The organism is Streptomyces sp. NPDC003036, assembly GCF_040611175.1.
GTDB lineage: Bacteria > Actinomycetota > Actinomycetes > Streptomycetales > Streptomycetaceae > Streptomyces.
In genome coordinates this window covers 23,428-40,972 of the sequence record NZ_JBEXNO010000047.1, presented here as the reverse complement: position 1 = coordinate 40,972, position 17,545 = coordinate 23,428, and the positions used below count along the sequence as shown (strand labels likewise).

Genomic DNA, 17,545 nt, shown 5'->3' with positions numbered 1-17,545 from the left:
TTCGCTCTGTCGGCACAGGCCGTGGAACTCACCGAAGTGCTCGTCTCGTCTGCCGGACGAGCCTGACCGGGGGGAGGGGCACCGTCGTCGGCTGTGCGGGCTGTGCGGGCTGTACGGGTGGAGCGGCATCGGGCGCCGCGGGCCATCCGGCGCGTTCGGTGACCCAGGCGGCGATCTGCACGCGCGAGGTGAACGACAACCGGGCCAGGATGTGCTCGACGTGGGTCTCCACAGTGCGCTGCGCGACGACGAGCCGACCGGCGATCTCCCGGTTGCTCAGCCCTTCGGCCACCAGCCGCGCCACCGCCCACTGGCGCGGGGTGAGCGGACCACCGGCCTCGTCCGCCGACCCGCGGCCGGGGCGCAGCGGCACCGGGGCGAAGGCGCCGCCCAGCAGCTCGCCCAGGTCCGCGCCCCCGCCCTCGGCGGTGGCCGCCTCGAACGCGCGCGACCCCAGCCTCTGTCGTACGCCCGCGCACAGACCGGCGTGCTGTTTCCTGGTCGCCGCGGTACTCAGCAGCCGAGCCGGGGCCGGGTTACCCGGGCAGTGCCCGGCGGCGGCACCGAGCAGGCGGGCGGCCTGCCGGTCGTCGCCCCGGGCTGCCGTTGTCCGGGCCAGTAGCTCCAGTGCGGCCGCGGTGGCCGGCCGGTCCGCGACGGCCAGGAACGACCGCAGCGCCTCCAGGGCCGATGCGTGGGCGCCGTCGACGTCCCCCTGCCTCAAGGTCTCGGCGGCGAGCACCCACTGCGGGTAACCCTTCCACCGGGGCATCCGGCACCGAGTACGGCACTCCTCGGCGAGCACGCGCGCTCGACGGCCGTCCTCGCCGGTCTGTCCGAGAGCCAAGGAGAGATGGAGGGCGGCCATCATGCCGCCGAACGCGTCCTCGGGCCCGGTGAGGCGCTCCATGGCCTCTCCCAGCACGGTGACCGCCTTGGCCGCGTCGCCCTCGCCCAGGTCCAGGGCGCCGTGGACGAAGGCCGCGTGCGCCAGCGCGGAGTCGTCGGCGATCTCGCGTGCCACCGCGCGTCCGTGCCGCAGCGCGGCGCGGGCTTCGCGGGTCTCGCCCTGTGCGCCCCGCAACCACGCCAGCACCCACAGGGCACGGGCGTACGCCGCGGTTTCGGTGGCCTGGAGGTCACCGGCGGCGTGTACGAAGCGTTCGAGCCAGTCGCACGCCTCGGCGGTCGCGCCCTCGGCCAGCCAGTACGGCCACCGCGCCACGGCCAGGCGCAGCCCCGCGTCGCCCCCCTCGCGATCGGTGAGGCATGCCTCCAGGGCGGCACGCAGGTCGGCATCGTCCGCGCGCGACGGTGGCAGGGCCGCATCCGGCGTGTTCCTCATCATCCGGGCGGCCTCCGCCTCGGCGATCCGCCGCTGGTGGTCCCGATGCCGGCGCCGGGCGTGGAGAGTGCGGCCACTCTCCTGCAACATGCGGTGACCGTGGTGGCGCAGTGGCGCGTACAACCGGTAACGGACCGCGTCCCGGGTGTCCTCGGGGACCAGGACCGACTTGTCCACCAGGCCCGCGATCAGGTGGAGGACGGTTTCCGGATCGGTGCCGGCGGGCCGCATCGTCGTCGCGGCGTCCAGCGTGACGGGGCCCGAGAACACGGACAGGCCGGCCCACAGCTCCCGCTCCTCGGGTGAACACAGCTCGGCGGAGCGCCGCACGCAGTCGAGCAGTCCGGGGGCGGCGGGACCGATTCCGCGCGCGAACACGTCGTAGGACGACACCACCCGGTCCAGCACCTGACGGGGCGCCAGCACCCGCATCTGCGCGGCGGCGGCCTCCAGGGCCAGCGGCAGCCCATCCAGCCGACGGCACAGTTCGACCAGGCAGGGAGCGTTCTCCTCGGTCAGAGCGAACCCGCTCACCACGGCGCGGACGCGCGCGAGGAGCAGCGCGATCGCGTCGCACGCGCCGATCCGCACCGTGGACCGCTCCTCGGCCGTCGGCAGGTCCAGCGGTGGCAACCGGTACACGTGCTCGCCGGGCACACCCAGGACCTGCCGGCTCGTCGCCATGACGTGCCAGGGGGCGGACGAACGCAGTGCCTGCCCGACGAGACGCCCCACCGGCACACGTGCCGCCTCGCAATTGTCCGCGACGAGCAATGCCCGGGCATCCGGCGCCGCTTTCAGGGCACGGGCGAGCATCTCCTCGCCGTCGGCGCAATCGGCATAGTGAACACCTCCGGGGAAAGCCCGCGCGAGTCTGCCTGCGGTGTGCCAGGCGAGGCGGCTCTTCCCTATACCACCGGCACCGATGACGGTGACCAGACGCGAGGTCTCCAGGACTTTGCGGAGTTCACCGGTTTCTCGCCGTCGGCCGACGAAACCGGTCGTCGCTTCGGGCAGTGGTGCCAGGGCGGGGGCCGGCACGGGATGGGGCATAGGGGCACCTTGGCGGGAGAGAACGCGGACAACGAAAAGGGCCGACGGACGACGTGAGCGTCGCTCCGCTTCCTCCCCAGGCCAGCAGCAACCAATCGATCACAAGCGCCGTTCGCCAGCGGTTCACGCAAAAGAGCAGCAGGCGAGGAAAATATGGTCAATCGCCAATAGGTCTGCCTTCCGGATATCGGAGAACTTCGGGGACCCTCCCGAAAGGCTACGGAACCTGCTGTAAACCGAAGCCGGCGGACTGGAATACCCACTGTCGTTCCGTAGCGTGGTACGCCTACCGCACCAGCCCCTCGGCAGGGGCGCTTTCGGCCCACATCAGGAGCTCGTGATGACGCTCGACACCGCCGCCACGACTTCCGTGCCACCGCGCCCCGCGGCCTTCACGGTCTGCGTGTACTGCGCCGCCTCGCCCGCCGCCCAAGCCGTCGACATCGCCCTCGCCGAACAGGTCGGCGCGGCCATCGCAGCCCGGGGATGGCACCTGGTGTGGGGCGGTCAGACGTGCTCGATGATGGGCGCGGTGGCCGCCGCCGTCCGGCGCGGCGGCGGCCACACCACCGGCATCGTGCCCCGGCCCCTGATCCACAAGGCCGACCACGCCGCCGACCAGCTTCTCGTCGTCGACGGGCTGTCCACCCGCAAGCACATGATGTTCCACAGGGCGGACGCCTTCCTGGCCCTCACTGGCGGGCTGGGAACCTGCGAGGAGCTCATCGACACCTGGAGCGCCTTGTCGCTGGCCGGCGACCGCGGCCGACCGCTCGTCGTGCTCGACCCGTACGGGCACTACGCCGGGTTGCGTGCCTGGCTGACGCAACTGCACGCCAAGGGCTTCATCGGCGACGAGGCGGCCCGCATGCCGGTGTGGGCGACGTCCGTCCAGGCGGCCCTGGACGCCTGCGGCCCTGCCGGGCGGGATCCCTCACCCACCGCACGGGCGGTACCGGCGTTGTAACCACTGGAACGGTGCCCACCGGCCTGCGGGGCGCGGGCACGCGCGCGGCCAGGGCAGGGCGGGACCGTGTGTGCGGTCCCGCCCCTTCCGGCACGCCCGTGGGAGCGCTCCCGCAAGGCGGTGGCGTGCTCTCCGCTTCGATGGGGCGGTGGGTCAGCGGCCGACGGCGCAGGCGTCGCCGTTCAGCATGAACCGCGGCGGTGCCGAGACGTCACCGGTGTGGTTGGCCAGGTACCCGAGAGCGACACTCGCGCCGGGCGCGATGGTCGCGTTGTACGGGGCGTTGGTTGCCGTGATGGTGTTGCTTCCCTGGGTGAGCTCCGTGTTCCAGTCGGAGACGACGGACTGCCCCAGGGCCAGCGGGAATTCGAGCGTCCAGCCGTTCACCGCGGTGCCGCCGGTGTTGGTGACGGTGAGGTCGACCGTCGTACCGGTGCCCCAGGACCGCACGGTCCGGTCGACGCGGCAGGTGGGCTCCTCGTGTGCGAACGACACCCGGTGCAGCCCGCCGGGCAGATCGTTCACCACGTAGAACTCTCCTTCCGCCGTGGTGCCGATCGACGTCACCTGGGTGGGCATCTCCCCGATCTCGGCCTGTTCGTAGCCACCCCTGCCGTCGGGGCGGATCGCCCACACCGTGGACGAGCAGTAGTCGGTGGCGATGTAGGTGCCGCCCACCAGGTCGGCGTACTTCGGGCCCCGGTAGACGTGACCGCCGATGACCGAACAGCCGCCGGTGTAGGGGGAGTAGGTGAAGACCGGCTTCGTGTACTCCTCGCCGGGCGGGCAGGTGCCGCCCTCGAACTTCTCCAGCCCTTCGTAGCAGGACCAGCCCAGGTTCACACCGCCCTGACCGGGCGCGAGATGGTCGACCTCCTCCCAGCGGCCCTGGCCGACGTCACCGATCCACATCGAGCCGTCGGCGCTGTCGAAGGAGAACCGCCACGGGTTGCGCAGCCCGTACAGCCAGATCTCCGGGCGGGCGCCCGCGGTGCCGACGAAGGGGTTGTCCGCGGGGACGCAGTACGCGAGTGTGCCGCAGGTGCGGCTGACGTCGATGCGGAGGATCTTGCCCAGCAGGGTGTCCAGTCGCTGCCCGGCACGCAGCGGGTCCGCGGACCCGCCGCCGTCGCCGATGCTCCAGTACAGCTTGCCGTCGGGGCCGAAGGCGAGCTGGCCGCCGTTGTGGTTGCTGTACTCGGCGTGCGGCTGCGACACCAGCGGCTCTAGCCGGGACTCGTCGAGCCGGTACCGGGCGAGGGTGACCGCGCCGTCGGGCAGCGCGGTGTACGCCAGGTAGACGTCCTGGCTCTCGGTGAAGTCGGGCGGCACGGCGATGCCGAGCAGGCCGCGTTCATTGCCCGATTCGTCGATGGCCGAGCTGATGTCGATCAATGGGGTCCGGGCGAGACCGGTGTCCGGGTGGTAGACGCGGACGGTGCCGGGCTTCTCGGTGATGAACAGGCGGCCGGTGCCGTCGTGGGGGGCGACGAGTGCGGTGGGCCGTCGCAGCCCGTGGGCGACCTGGGTGGTGGTGGCGCTGAGCGAGGGCAGAGGCACCGTCGACGTCGTGTCCGCCGCCTCCGCGAAGGGCCGCGCGGTGGCGGCAGGCAGTGGGGCGAGCAGGGTGAGCAGGAAGACGAGCACGAGGGGGCAGGTCCAGTGGCGTCGTAACATGTCGGCTCCAGGAGCGAGGGCGCTTGCACGGCGGTTGCGCTTCCTTGGATCACAGATCACAGATCACAGATCACAGATCACGGATCACAGATCACAGATCACAGATCACGGATCACAGACACAGATCACAGCGCGATCGGGCCGCGACTCCGCCGGTCTCGCAGGGCGGGACCGGCCGGCCGCGGGGGCAGGAACATGGTGCGAAGACCCGCCGAGTCAAACCGGCCGAGTGGAACGGGCCGGTTTGGGGCACCGAGTCCTGCCCCGCGATGCGCTGCCCGCGACGGTATCGGCTCTCCCCTCCGTCACACCAGGCCCCAACCGTCACTTCCGACGGGAACCGCCGAAGCACTCATCCCCCTCTCTGAGAGAGTCGGCCTTGTCGAACGCGTACGTGTGGGGGTTGTGGTGAGCCAGGTGCTCTATGGCGAGCGGTCGTGGAACCCGCTGGCGAGAACCGTCGAGCTGACTGAGGAGGGGTTGCGCAGGGGCGGTAGGAACACGCCGCTGCACGAGCTGAACCTCGCCGCCATGGCCGAGGCGTTCCAGCGTGGCCACTGGCTAGGAGGCGGTGGGACGGAACGTCCGCTGGAGCGTCTGGCGGTTGGCCCCGGGCTCGTCCCGGTGACCCGCCTCACCGGCACGACCAGGCCGGTGAAAGTGCGACGGGCCGCGGAGTTCGCCCGCGCCCTGGGGCAGTTGGCGGTACGGCACTGCGGCGGGCCCGAGCAGGTGGCCGCCCTGGCGGCCCGGGCCCGGGCCGAGGGCGTACCCCTGTGGATCGCACGCCGGTTCGCGCCGGGGCCCGCAGGGCCGATCGCCGTCGCCGTCGACCGGAATCTGGTGCGGGTGGACGTGTGGGGCCCGGACGCTCCCGTCGTACGGATACGGGCGCCGTACGGTTTCCACCGCGGTGACGACGATCCGGCCCACGGGTTGCGTCTGAGGGTCGGCGACGAAGTGGCCGAGCTGCGCCTCATGATGAAGCGTCGCAAGTCCAAGCGGCGTGTGGAGGTCCGGCTGCCGGATCGGCCCTGGGAATTGCGGCGCGAGAGCGCGACGAGTTCGTGGCTGCTGCGCGACGAACGGCGTGTCGCGCTGCTGACGCGGCCCCGGGGGCGCCCGCGGCCCGAGGCCGGCGGTGTCCTGCTGCCGCTGACCCCGGTGCGCTACGAGAGCGCCGATCCGCTGGACGCCGTCATGGCGCAGGCGTTCGCGGTCGCCTTCGGGATCGGGGACACGACCGGAGCAGCGCGGTTCCGGGCCGAGCGGCGCGGGTCGGTCGCGCGGGAGCCGATCGCCGCCGACGAATGGTGGGACCGCCCGTGGTTCACCAACCTCGGAAAGGGGCGCGACGACAACGAGCCTGGCGGCGCCGACGGCTGGGGCCCGGATGGCGGCGACGGAGGGGACTCCGGTGGGGGAGGCGGCGGAGGGGGCGACGGTGGCGGCGGTGACGGCGGTGACGGCGGTGGCGGTGGTGGCGGTGGCGACTGAGGGGCGTCGCGGGAGGCCGTGAAGAGGAAGGGAGCCGGGCGTCCTTGCAGCCCGGCACGGCTCCCGAGCGAGCATGCGTCGGCGGCGCTGTGACGCTCGATCGTTCGGCCTCTGTCGCGTGAGTTGACAGGACGTCACACCATCCCCATCATGGGAGCGCTCCCAACGACGGTCCGGTCCCGGACCCGCACGCGCACGAGCCGTATCGCATCCAAGGACCAGGACCCAGCACGCACGCTGCATTCACGCACCGTCATGAGCGCACGACATCCCGCACCTCGTCCCACACGGCCGCCCGAGCGCACCGCATCCCGCACTGCCCCGAACGCACGCACCGCACCGCTTCCGTGCCACCGGCGTGGAACGTCCCGCTGCCGCGTCGGCATTCCGCCCGCACGGCGGCACGGTCCGGCACCCGCTGCCGCCGTGGCGCCGGAAGCCCCAGGGAGGACCCCGCATGCCACCCCTGCACAGACCAGGTCGGCCGGCCGGTACCGGCCTTCGCCCCCTGGCGCACACCGCGGCCGTCCTGGCCGCTGCGCTCGCCCTGCTGTCCCCGCTGGGCGCCACCGGTCCCGCCTCCGCCGCGTCGCAGGCGACCCCCGGTGCGGACGCCGCCGTCCGGATCAACACGCAGGCGGGGCTGGGCCGGCTCTCCGACGTCGCCCGCGGCGTCAATGCCGCCATCTGGGACTCGCACATGAACGATCCGGAGGTCGCCACGCTGATGAAGGCGGCCGATGTCGGGGCGATGCGCTATCCCGGCGGTTCGTACGCGGACATCTACCACTGGGAGAAGCACACGGCACCCGGCGGCTACGTCGCCCCGGGCACCGGCTTCGACGCCTTCATGGGCACCGTCCGCGCCACCGGAGCGCAGCCGATCCTGATCGCCAACTACGGGTCGGGCACGCCCGCGGAGGCGGCCGGCTGGGTCCGCTACGCCAACGTCACCAGGAACTACGGCGCGAAGTACTGGGAGATAGGCAACGAGATCTACGGCAACGGCCATTACGGCAGCGGCTGGGAGCACGACGAGCACGAGGACAAGAGCCCGAGGGAGTACGCCCGCCAGGTCCGCGCCTACGCATCGGCCATGAAGGCCGTCGACCCGACCATCAAGGTCGGCGCGGTCCTCACCACCCCGGGTCACTGGCCGGACGGCGTCGTCGGCGCCGGCGATGCCGGCGACTGGAACCACACCGTGCTCTCCCAGGTCACCGATGTGATCGACTTCGTGAGCGTCCACTGGTACGCGGGCGGGTCCGACACCACCGCCCAGGACGCCATGAACCGCCTGGCCAGGCTGCCCGGAGAACTGCGGGAGGTGCGCAACCAGATCGACCGGTACGCCGGAGCCGGCTCACCGCGCATCGGCATCGCCCTCACCGAAATCAACACCAACACCGGCGGCGCCCGCCTGACCGCCCGCCCCAACGGCCTGTTCGCCGCCGACGCCTTCATGACGGCCCTGGAGAACGGCGTGTTCAACGTCGACTGGTGGAACACCCACAACGGCGCGGGCCGGATCACCACCGTCGACGGCGAGACCGACTACGGCGACATGGGAATGCTCTCCAGCGGCGCCTGCACCGGCGATGTCTGCGAACCGGCGCCGAACACGCCGTTCCATCCCTACTACGGCATGAAGATGACCAGCGAACTGGGCACCGCGGGCGACACCATGGTCGCCGCCGCGTCCTCCGCGCAGGACGTGTCGGCGCACGCCGTGCACCGCCGCGACGGGCGCCTGAGCGTCCTGCTCATCAACAAGAACCCGGACGCCGCGCGCACCGTGGACCTCGAGTACGCGGGCTTCACCCCAAGCGCCGCCGCACCCGAGGTGAGCCGCTACGCGCGCGGCGACAGCGACATCACCGAGGTCACCGGTGGGGAGGCGTCCGCGTCCCGGGTAACCGTGCCGCCGTACGCGATGCTCACCGTCACCCTCACCCCGCAGCCCGGCACCGGGCCCGGGGCCTCGGCCGCCGGAACCCCGGGCACCCCGAAGCTGGAGGCGGTGACCGACACCACCGCACGCCTGTCCTGGGAAGGCGCACAGGGCGCCGCCCGCTACCTGGTCCAGGAACGCGACGGCGCCCACACCCGTCTGGTCGGCGAGAGCACCGGCACGTCCGTGACCCTGCGGAACCTGCCCCCGGGCAGCACCCACCCGGTGAACGTCCTGGCGGCCGACGCCTCGGGACGGCTCTCCGCCCCGTCCACTCCGCTGGCCTTCACCACCGGCACCCCGTCGGACGCCGCCTGCGCGGTGACGTACCACCGGGACACGAGCTGGGGCAACGGCTTCGTAGCCACGATCACCGTTCGCAACCTCTCCGACACCCCGATCACCGGCTGGACCGTGGGCTGGGACTGGCCGACCGACCGCCAGTCGGTGTCCTCCGGTTGGAACGCCACCTTCCACCAGACCGGCCGGCACGTACGGGTGACCGCCCCTGAGAGTGCGGGCCCGCTGGCCCCGGACGGCGCGTCGACGGCCTCCTTCGGGTTCGTCGGCACGAACGACGGCCCCAACCCGGACCCGACGGCCTTCCGCCTCAACGGCACCGTCTGCTCGACCGGCTGACAACCGGCCCGCCCAGGACAGGGACGCAGGGCGACCTGCTCCCGGGCGGGCCGCAAGCACCCTCGGCGGCCTGGAGCCGACCGCGGCGACCGAGCAGGGTCCTCGTGTAGTGGTGATGGGCCTCGCGGCGTTCCGCGCTGCATCCGACGAGAGCCCCTGCCGGCGAAAGCCTGCGTCGACACCGCCCGTCAGTCCGGGCTGCGCGGTGGGCACCGGCAGGCGTGTCGCGCAAATTGATCGAACGCCCTGGGCGGGTTGTTGTACAGCGCGTATGGCAGATCAGAAGCAGTGCACGGTGGTGCGGACCGGGCAGTACGAGGGTGTCCAGGGTGGCACGTTCGTGCGGGTATCAGCGCGCGGTCGGCGGGGGCGGAGCGGTTGTGTCTCCACCATCTGGTGATGCCCACCGGCACTCGCGGCCGCCTCACCTGCACAAGGGGCACGAGTCGGCCATCTTCATCCAGTCCGGCCAGGTTGAAGTCCGGCACGGGGAGGGCCTGACGGAGCATGTGGTGCTGGGGGCGGGTGACTACATCCACATCCCCGCCAACACTCCGCACCTGCCGGTGAACACCGGCGATCAGGACATGGTGTGCCTGGTCGCGCGGACCGATCCCAACGAGCAGGAAGGGGTTCGGCTCCTGGATCTGCCGGCATGGCTGGAGTCGCGGGTGGGGCCGCTTGTTGCCGGGGCCGGCTGAACGAGCAGAGCGTGATCCACGGGGAGGGGGACGTCGACGGGTACGGCGGAGTCCTCGCCGGGGGCGTGGATGGTCCAGTTGTATCGGGTGTGGAGGGCGGCGAGGTCGCGGTCCCTTCATGAACTGGAGACGCAGACGCTGACGAGGATGAATCACCTGGTCGGGCTCAGCGATCTGCCGGGGCGCTGCGGTGGATGGCTGCGGTGATCTGGCCGATGCGGTCGAAGATCCGCCGCTGTTCTGAAATGGAAGGGCCTGGGCCGGCTACCCGCAGCGGCGCGTGGCCCGCTCCCGGTCGACTGCCCAGCTCCTGACCGCCGCCCAGACCGCCAACGTGACGGTGGTCACGGACACCCGCCGGAGGGTGCTGCGTAGGCTGGTGCAGTCATCGCGGTGCGGTGCAGGAGGGCGGCGAAGCTCTCCCGCCATCGCCCGATGATGCGTCAGGAAGTCGGCAAGTGGTCAGCATGACTCCTGGAAAACCTGGGGAATGCTGCCCGGACGCGACTCGTTGTAGGGTAAGGAAACCGCCCTTGACCTGCAAAAACGCAGGCAGGGAGCCTATGTCCAGGAGTGCCTCGATGCTGCGCACCATGTTCAAGTCCAAGATCCACCGCGCCACCGTGACGCAAGCCGACCTGCACTACGTGGGATCGGTCACCGTCGACGCCGACCTGATGGAGGCCGCCGACCTCCTCCCCGGCGAGCTCGTGCACATCGTCGACATCGACAACGGCGCGCGCCTGGAGACGTACGTCATCGAGGGGGAGCGCGGCTCCGGGGTCATCGGGATCAACGGGGCGGCCGCTCACCTCGTGCACCCCGGTGACCTGGTCATTCTGATCAGCTACGCCCAGGTCGACGACGCCGAGGCCCGCTCGCTCGTGCCGCGGGTGGTGCACGTCGACGCCGCCAACCGGATCGTGGAGCTCGGCTCCGACGCCTCCGCGCCCGTGCCCGGGACCGACACCGCGCGCAGCCCGCACGCCGTTCCCGCCGTGCGCGGCTGACCCGGCGGGACCGGGCCGTGGCCGTGCTCGCGCTGCTGCACACCTCTTCCGTCCACGTGCCGGTCTTCGACGCGCTGCGCGACGCCGACCACCCCGGGCTCGCCCTGCGGCACCTCGTCGACGCGTCGCTGCTGGAACGCGCCCGCGAAGCGGGGCCCGAGGCCGTGGCCGGGGAGGTCGCGGCGGCGATCGCCGGGGCGGTGGACGGCGGGGCCGACGCCGTCCTGTGTACGTGTTCGACGATCGGCGCCGTCGCCGAGGGTGTGGCCGCCGGGGTGCCCGTGCTCCGGGTGGACCGGCCGATGGCCGCCGCGGCCGCCGCCGAGCGCCGGGTCGTCGTGGTCGCCTCGGTGGCGAGCACCCTGGAGCCCACGGTGGCGCTCATCCGCGAGGAGGCGGCCGAAGGGGCGGCAGGGGAGCCGTCGATGCGTACGGTCCTCGTGGCCGACGCGTGGGCGCGGTTCCAGGCCGGGGATCGGGACGGCTACCTGGCGGCGGTCGCCGCCGCCCTCGACGGCGTACGGGACGCCGACGTGATCGTGCTGGCCCAGGCCTCCATGGCGGACGCCGCCGACCTGGCCCGCACCGCGATCCCGGTGCTGTCCAGCCCCCGCACCGGACTCGCGGCGGCCGTCGCCACCCTGATGAGTGATCCCGCCGCGCCGGGGAACGCGCAGCGCGAGAGGCTGAACAAGCCCGCGTGAACGGGCCCGCACGATCACCGAGGGGATGGACGCCATGACGAATCCGCCGACCCCCGACCCCGTACCCCCGTCGCCGACCCCGCCGAGCCCGGTGCCGCCGGACCCGGTCCCGCCGACGCCCGTGCCCCAGCCCGGGCCGACGGGGCCCGAGCCCGGCCCCGCCCCCGGACCCGTACCGACACCGCCGCCGCATCCGGGACCGCCGCCGCCCGGGCCGCCGCCCGGACCGGCGCCGGACCCCGTCCCGAAGCCGCCCGGCCCCGACCCCGTACCCGGACCGGAACCGGAGCCCGGCCCGATGAGCTGATCGGCGGCCGTGCGAGGATGCGGCGGTGCGTGAGCTGCCCGAATTGATCGACGTCGACGACCCCGCCTGGCCCGAGCTCCGGAAGGAACTGGATTCCAGCCGGGCGCCGGTCGAGGTGCTGCCCGCCGACGGCGAGGCAGGGCGCGCCGCGCTCCTCCACCTGCAGATCACGGCCAGGTCCTACCTGGGCGCCTTCGCGCTGCACTGCGGCGGCCTGGTCCTCGACCACGGCTGGCTGCGCGTCTTCGGCAGCCCCGCAGCCGGACCCGGCAACCCGCGGGACCTGCCGGCCCTGGCCCGGGTCAACGACTTCCCCGCCACGTTCGACGCCGGCTGGCGGGCGGAGGCGGGCCTGATCATCGCGCACGACGTCCTCGGAGGCGTCTTCGCCGTCAACGGCGCCGCACCCGAGCAGGCCGGACGACCCGGCGCGCCCGGCGAGGTGGTGTACTTCGCGCCCGACTCCCTCCGCTGGGAGGCACTCGGCGCCGGACACGGCGCGTGGCTGTCGTGGATCCTGTCCGGTGCGCTCGACGAGTTCTACGAGACACTGCGCTGGCCGGGCTGGCGCGACGAGGTCCGCGGCCTGACCGCCGGGCAGGGCCTGGCGTTCTTCCCGCCGCTGTGGTCGGCCGAGGCCGGGCGTGACCTGGCGGCCGCCGCCCGGCGCCCGGTGGCTATGTCCGAGATCCTCGGGGTGAGCCGCGCCACCTGCGCGCAGCTCGACGGGACCGACCCCGGCTTCCTCGGTGCCGTGTAGCGGCCAGGAACCGCGCGCCGTCGTCGAACGCGGGCGGTGACACAATGGCGGCGGGCGTGAGCAGGTCCGGGAGCGCGGGGGACGCTGGGGTGGAACGTAAGCCTGGAGCGGGCCGCGAGGCCGGGCGACTGGCGGCGTGGGCGGTGGCGGCGGTGGCCGCCGCCGTCGTCGGAACACTCGGATACGCGCGTACTGGAGCCGAACCGTCGGCGGTGGTCGTCGATGTGCTGACGGGCCTCGCCTACGCGACCGCGGGGCTCATCGCGCTCTGGCGCCGGCCCGCCAACGGCACCGGGCGGCTGATGCTCGCCGAGGGGCTCACCTGGTTCATCGGGAACCTCCAGGGCTTCGACCAGCCGTTGCTGATCGGCATGGGGGCCTGGTGGGAGGCGCTCAACCTCGCCGTGCTGGCCCATCTCCTGCTGGCCTTCCCCGAGGGCCGGGTGGGGCGGCGCCGGGCCCGGATGACGGTGGGCGCCGCGTACGCGCTGGTGGCGGTGGGCGGACTGGTACGGGCCCTGTGCTACGACCCGGCGGCCGACCCGGGCAGTTCGTACCTCCTGTGCGAGGACTGCCGCGGCAACGCGCTGCTCCTCGTGCGCGACCCCGCCGTGTTCGCCGGGGTGGACCTGGTCTACCGCTGGGTGGGAGCCGGGCTGACGCTGTGGGTGGCGGTGCTGATGGTGAGCCGGTGGCTGGCGGGCAGCCCCGCGTACCGCCGCGTCCTCGTGCCGGTCGCCGTCCCCCTGGCGATCGCGGTCGCCTTCGTCGGCTGGGAGGTGCTGTACGTGCTCCACCCCGGGCTGCTGCGCGGCGGCGAGCTGCTGCCCCTGGTGCTGTCGGACCTGACGCAGGTCGCGCTTCCCGTGGCCTTCCTGGTGGGACTGTTCCGCATCCGCCTGCGCCGCGCCGACGTCGGCAACCTGGTCATCGCCGCCGGGCCCGACCCGACACCGGCCCAACTGCAGACCGCGCTGCGCGAGGTGCTGGGAGACCCGACGCTGAGGCTCGGGATCCCGCACGCCTCCGTGTCCGGCCTGTACACCGACCCCGAAGGGCGTGCGATCGGCGGGCCGGCGCGGGGCCGCCCGGCCGCCGGTGCCGCGGTGACGCCCCTCGGACCCGGGTGCACACCGCCGGCCGTACTGGTGCACGACCGGGCGCTCACGCAGGAGCCGGAGCTGCTGGAGGCGGTCTCCGCGTCCGTGGGGCTGTGCCTGCGCACCATGCAGCTCGCCGAGCGGGCCGCCCGGAACGCGGAACGGGCGCGCGAGTTGCAGATGCGGCTGCTGTCCGCCGAGGAGCAGGAGCGGCGGCGCCTGGAGCGGAACCTGCACGACGGGGCGCAGGGCCGGCTGGTGTTCGCGCTCATGGGGCTCCGGCGGATCGGCACCCGGTGGGGCCGCGACCCGCAGTTGCTCGCCGCGGTCGACGAGACCGAGCAGACGCTGCGCACGGCACTGACGGAGCTGCGTGAGCTGGCCCGGGGGCTGCACCCCGCCGTCCTCGCGCGCGAGGGGCTGCGCGCGGCACTGACCGCGCTGGCCGACGAGTCCCCGATTCCGGTGGTGGTCATGGCCGACCAGGTCCGGCTGCCGGAGCTGGTGGAGACCACGGCGTACTACGTGGTCAGCGAGGCCCTGTCGAACGCCGGCAAGCACTCGGGGGCGCGGGCGGTGACCGTCACCGTGCGCCGGGAAGCCCCGTGGCTGGTGGTCGAGGTGGTGGACGACGGCGTCGGCGGGGCCGATCCGGCGGGCAGCGGCCTGCGCGGCCTGGCCGACCGGGTGGCCGCCGTCGGCGGCAGGCTGCGGGTGAGCTCCCCGGCCGGGGACGGCACCCGGATCGAGGTGGAGCTGCCGTGCGGGTGATTCTCGTCGAGGACTCCGCCCTGCTGCGGCAGGGCCTGGCCCGGCTGATGGAGGACCACGGCATCACCGTGGTCGCGCAGCGCGGGGACGCCGAGGGGCTGGTGGAGCTCGTGGCCACGAGCGCTCCCGACGTGGTGGTCCTCGACATCCGGATGCCGCCGACGCACACCGACGAGGGCCTGCGCGCCGCGCGGGCCATCCGCCTGAGCAGGCCCGGCACAGGGGTCTTGCTGCTGTCCCAGTACGTCGAGACGGGCAGCGTGCTGGAGGAGCTGACGAACGACGGCCAGGGCGTGGGTTATCTGCTGAAGGAGCGCGTCACGGACGCGCAGGAGCTCTTCGACGCGCTGCGGAGGGTGGCCTGCGGCGAGTGCGTCATCGACCCGGAGGTCGTGGCGCGTCTGATGCGCCGGCCCCGGCCGGACCGCGTGCTGGACACGCTGACTCCTCGCGAGCGTGAAGTCCTGGCCCTGATGGCGGAGGGCCGCTCCAACGAAGGCATCAGCGCCTGCCTGCACATCGCCGCCAAGACCCTGGAGACCCACGTCCGCAGCATCTTCACCAAGCTCCACCTCGAGCCCGACCCGACCGAGCACCGGCGGGTCCGTGCCGTCCTGGCGTACCTCCAGGCCTGACGCGGCGGCGTGTGCGCCGGCGCGTGCCGGCGGCCGAGGGGCGTCAGGGACGCGGCCGTACGGTTCCCCCCTGACCGTACGGCCCCCCGCGCGCCGAGGCACGTGTGGAGCTTCCCCCTGTCGTGGTCACCAGCGCGGCCGTCGGCGGGCACACGGCGCAACACCCCGCCCCCGTACGGGGGTCACGACCTCGTGGGCCCGCCGACCGACAACCCCGAATCTACGGATCCGCGCCCCGCGGCACATCAGGGTTAGCCCTGAGCCGGGCCGAACGACGGGGCACGAACGCGTTTTTGAGCGCCCCGCCATGCCACGCGTGCCCCCTTGTCACCGCCCGTCGCTCCCTCTAGCTTGGGCGCCTGCTGCTCTGTGCAAGCAAGGGGGGATCGCGACCATGGCCGTACGCGGACGACACCGCCGGTATCAGCCGAGCCGTATCAACCGGGCATCGCTCACTGTCACGGCGGGCGGCGCCGGAATGGCGCTCCCGCTCCTCGGGGCGGGCGCGGCGCACGCGGCGTCCGTGGACGTCTGGGAGAAGGTCGCGGCCTGCGAGTCCACCAACAACTGGAAGATCAACACCGGCAACGGCTATTACGGCGGGCTGCAGTTCACCCAGTCCACCTGGGAGGCGTACGGCGGTACGCGCTACGCCCCGCGCGCCGACCTCGCCACCAAGGACCAGCAGATCGCCATCGCCGAGAAGGTGCTCAAGGGACAGGGCCCGCGCGCCTGGCCCGCCTGCTCCGTGAAGGCGGGGCTCACCCGGGGCGGCGAGGCCCCGGACATCGCCCCTCAGGGGAAGGCCGCACCGGCCGCCGCGCCCCGCGCCACCCCGCGCTCCGCCCCCGCGACGCCCACCACCGTGCCCGGGCAGCGCGAGAGTTACACGGTGGCGCGCGGCGACTCGCTCTCCGGCATCGCGGAGGAGCAGAAGGTCGGAGGCGGCTGGCAGCGCCTGTACGCCGCCAACCGCACGGTCATCGGCAGCGATCCGGACCTCATCATGCCGGGCCAGAAGCTGACGCTGCGCACGACGGCGGCGAACCCGTCGACCAAGGCGCCGAGCAAGCCGTCGACCAAGCCGCCGGCCGCGCCGAAGCCGGCGGCGAAGAAGCCCGCCGCCGAGCCGAAGCCCCAGCCGAAGCCTCCGGTCGCGAAGAAGCCCGCCGCCAAACCCGCCTCCGCCCCGAAGCCCAGGAGCGCGGGCTTCAGCGCCCCCGTCGAGGCCGGCCCCGGCACCGCGTACCGCAAGGCGGGCTCCTCCTGGTCCAGCGGCTACCACACCGGCGTGGACTTCCCGGTCCCCACCGGCACCGCCGTCAAGGCCGTGGCGACCGGGCGGGTGGTGTCCGCCGGCTGGGGCGGCGCGTACGGCTACGAGGTCGTCATCCGCCACGACGACGGCAGGTACAGCCAGTACGCCCACCTCTCCGCGCTCACCGTCCGCGAAGGGCAGCGGGTCACCAGCGGCCAGCGCATCGCCCGTTCAGGATCGACCGGCAACAGCACCGGACCGCACCTCCACTTCGAGGTGCGGACGGGGCCGGGGTACGGCTCCGACATCGACCCCCTCGCGTACCTGAGGTCGGGCGGCGTACGGCTCTGAGTCCTCGCCGGGGACCGCGCTCAGCAGGATGAGGCCGCCCGCCGCCACCACCCCGCAGCCCAGCGCCAGCACCGTGCCCGGCACGCCGTACCGGAATTGCTCGCCGAACAGCGTGAGCCCCACGGCGGCGGCCACCACCGGATTGACCACGGTGACCGTCGCCAGGGGCGCCGTCAGCCCCGCGTCCCGGTAGGAGGCCTGCGACAGCGCCAGTCCGGCCGCCGCGAAGGCGGCGATGGTCAGCAGGCTCGGCCACTGGCCCAGCGGGTCGCGCGCGACGAAACCGACCGCGACGGTCTTCGTGAACACCGACGCGATCCCGAACGCCACGCCCGCCCCGGCGGCCAGCAGCACCCCGCGTGCCCCCGGCCGCCGCGCCAGACCCCGCGCCGCCACGCACAGCACCGCCACCGTCCCGGCGCCGGCCCCCGCCAGCAGCAGCCGGGCCCCGCCGTCCACCGAGCGCGCCCCGGCCTGCCCCGTCAGCGCGAGCAGCCCGGCCAGCCCCGCCGTCGCCATCACCACGTCACGCCATCCGGCCGCCCCCGCCCGCCGCCCGGTGAAGAGCGCGGCCAGCGGCAGCGCGAACACGATCGTCAGCGCGCCCAGCGGCTGGACCAGGCTCAGCGGCCCGTACGCCAGCGCCACCACGTGCAGCAGCGCGCCGAGCCCGTTCAGCACCACCGCCGCCCACCAGGCGGCGCTGCGCGCCGGTGCACCCGGGCGCGTGGCGACGCGCTCCTGCGTGATCGCCCCGGCCGCGTAGGCGACCGCAGAGACCAGCGACAACAGCACCGACAGGGCGAGGAGGCTCATGCC

General features: G+C 73.2%; 13 protein-coding genes. 10 read left to right on the top strand and 3 right to left on the bottom strand.

The genetic code is table 11. From position 1 onward, the window contains the following. Positions 1-28 precede the first annotated feature (28 nt). Positions 29-2,029 carry a LuxR C-terminal-related transcriptional regulator gene (locus ABZX67_RS28300; RefSeq protein ID WP_355365755.1) on the bottom strand — a complete coding sequence of 667 codons (2,001 nt, stop codon included), beginning with the start codon at positions 2,027-2,029 and terminating at the stop codon, positions 29-31. 709 nt (positions 2,030-2,738) lie between these two features. On the opposite strand from ABZX67_RS28300, the gene ABZX67_RS28295 reads away from it, so the two are divergent. Further along, complete coding sequence (locus ABZX67_RS28295) at positions 2,739-3,365, top strand: TIGR00730 family Rossman fold protein (protein ID WP_355365752.1); 627 nt, start codon at positions 2,739-2,741, stop codon at positions 3,363-3,365. A 153-nt stretch (positions 3,366-3,518) separates the two neighbouring features. Here the strand turns inward: ABZX67_RS28295 and ABZX67_RS28290 are convergent, their stop codons facing one another. Beyond that, positions 3,519-5,042 carry a PQQ-dependent sugar dehydrogenase gene (locus tag ABZX67_RS28290; protein ID WP_355365749.1) on the bottom strand — a complete coding sequence of 508 codons (1,524 nt, stop codon included), beginning with the start codon at positions 5,040-5,042 and terminating at the stop codon, positions 3,519-3,521. Between the two features lie 408 nt (positions 5,043-5,450). Between ABZX67_RS28290 and ABZX67_RS28285 the strand changes: the two genes are divergently transcribed. The 9 genes from ABZX67_RS28285 to ABZX67_RS28245 all read left to right on the top strand — a co-directional run bounded on the left by ABZX67_RS28285 (position 5,451) and on the right by ABZX67_RS28245 (position 16,726). Continuing rightward, the gene (locus ABZX67_RS28285) at positions 5,451-6,539 is read left to right on the top strand and encodes a hypothetical protein (protein WP_355365746.1); all 1,089 of its coding nucleotides are present in this window, start codon (positions 5,451-5,453) and stop codon (positions 6,537-6,539) included. A gap of 457 nt (positions 6,540-6,996) precedes the next feature. Beyond that, positions 6,997-9,129, top strand: coding sequence for a cellulose binding domain-containing protein (locus ABZX67_RS28280; RefSeq protein ID WP_355365743.1), 2,133 nt, complete (start codon positions 6,997-6,999; stop codon positions 9,127-9,129). A gap of 380 nt (positions 9,130-9,509) precedes the next feature. Then, positions 9,510-9,830, top strand: a complete 321-nt coding sequence (locus tag ABZX67_RS28275; protein ID WP_355365740.1) for a cupin domain-containing protein — start codon at positions 9,510-9,512, stop codon at positions 9,828-9,830. Between the two features lie 581 nt (positions 9,831-10,411). Next, the gene (gene panD / locus ABZX67_RS28270; protein WP_355365806.1) at positions 10,412-10,840 is read left to right on the top strand and encodes an aspartate 1-decarboxylase; all 429 of its coding nucleotides are present in this window, start codon (positions 10,412-10,414) and stop codon (positions 10,838-10,840) included. 23 nt (positions 10,841-10,863) lie between these two features. Further along, positions 10,864-11,544: an aspartate/glutamate racemase family protein gene (locus ABZX67_RS28265; RefSeq protein ID WP_355365803.1), complete on the top strand. Its 681-nt coding sequence runs from the start codon at positions 10,864-10,866 to the stop codon at positions 11,542-11,544. 332 nt (positions 11,545-11,876) lie between these two features. Continuing rightward, entirely contained in the window at positions 11,877-12,611 is a 735-nt protein-coding gene (locus ABZX67_RS28260) for a DUF2625 domain-containing protein (protein WP_355365737.1), read from the top strand. 89 nt (positions 12,612-12,700) lie between these two features. Continuing rightward, positions 12,701-14,482, top strand: a complete 1,782-nt coding sequence (locus ABZX67_RS28255) for a histidine kinase (RefSeq protein ID WP_355365734.1) — start codon at positions 12,701-12,703, stop codon at positions 14,480-14,482. Continuing rightward, positions 14,479-15,117: a response regulator transcription factor gene (locus tag ABZX67_RS28250; protein ID WP_355365800.1), complete on the top strand. Its 639-nt coding sequence runs from the start codon at positions 14,479-14,481 to the stop codon at positions 15,115-15,117. Before ABZX67_RS28255 ends, ABZX67_RS28250 begins: the two co-directional genes overlap by 4 nt. Positions 15,118-15,511: 394 nt before the next feature. Next, positions 15,512-16,726 (top strand): transglycosylase family protein, encoded by a 1,215-nt coding sequence (locus ABZX67_RS28245; protein ID WP_355365731.1) that lies wholly within the window; start codon positions 15,512-15,514, stop codon positions 16,724-16,726. Here the strand turns inward: ABZX67_RS28245 and ABZX67_RS28240 are convergent. Next, a complete protein-coding gene (locus ABZX67_RS28240) occupies positions 16,607-17,542 on the bottom strand; it encodes a DMT family transporter (protein WP_355365728.1) in 936 nt (311 codons plus the stop codon). The two genes, ABZX67_RS28245 and ABZX67_RS28240, sit on opposite strands and share 120 nt — an antisense overlap. Positions 17,543-17,545 lie beyond the last annotated feature (3 nt).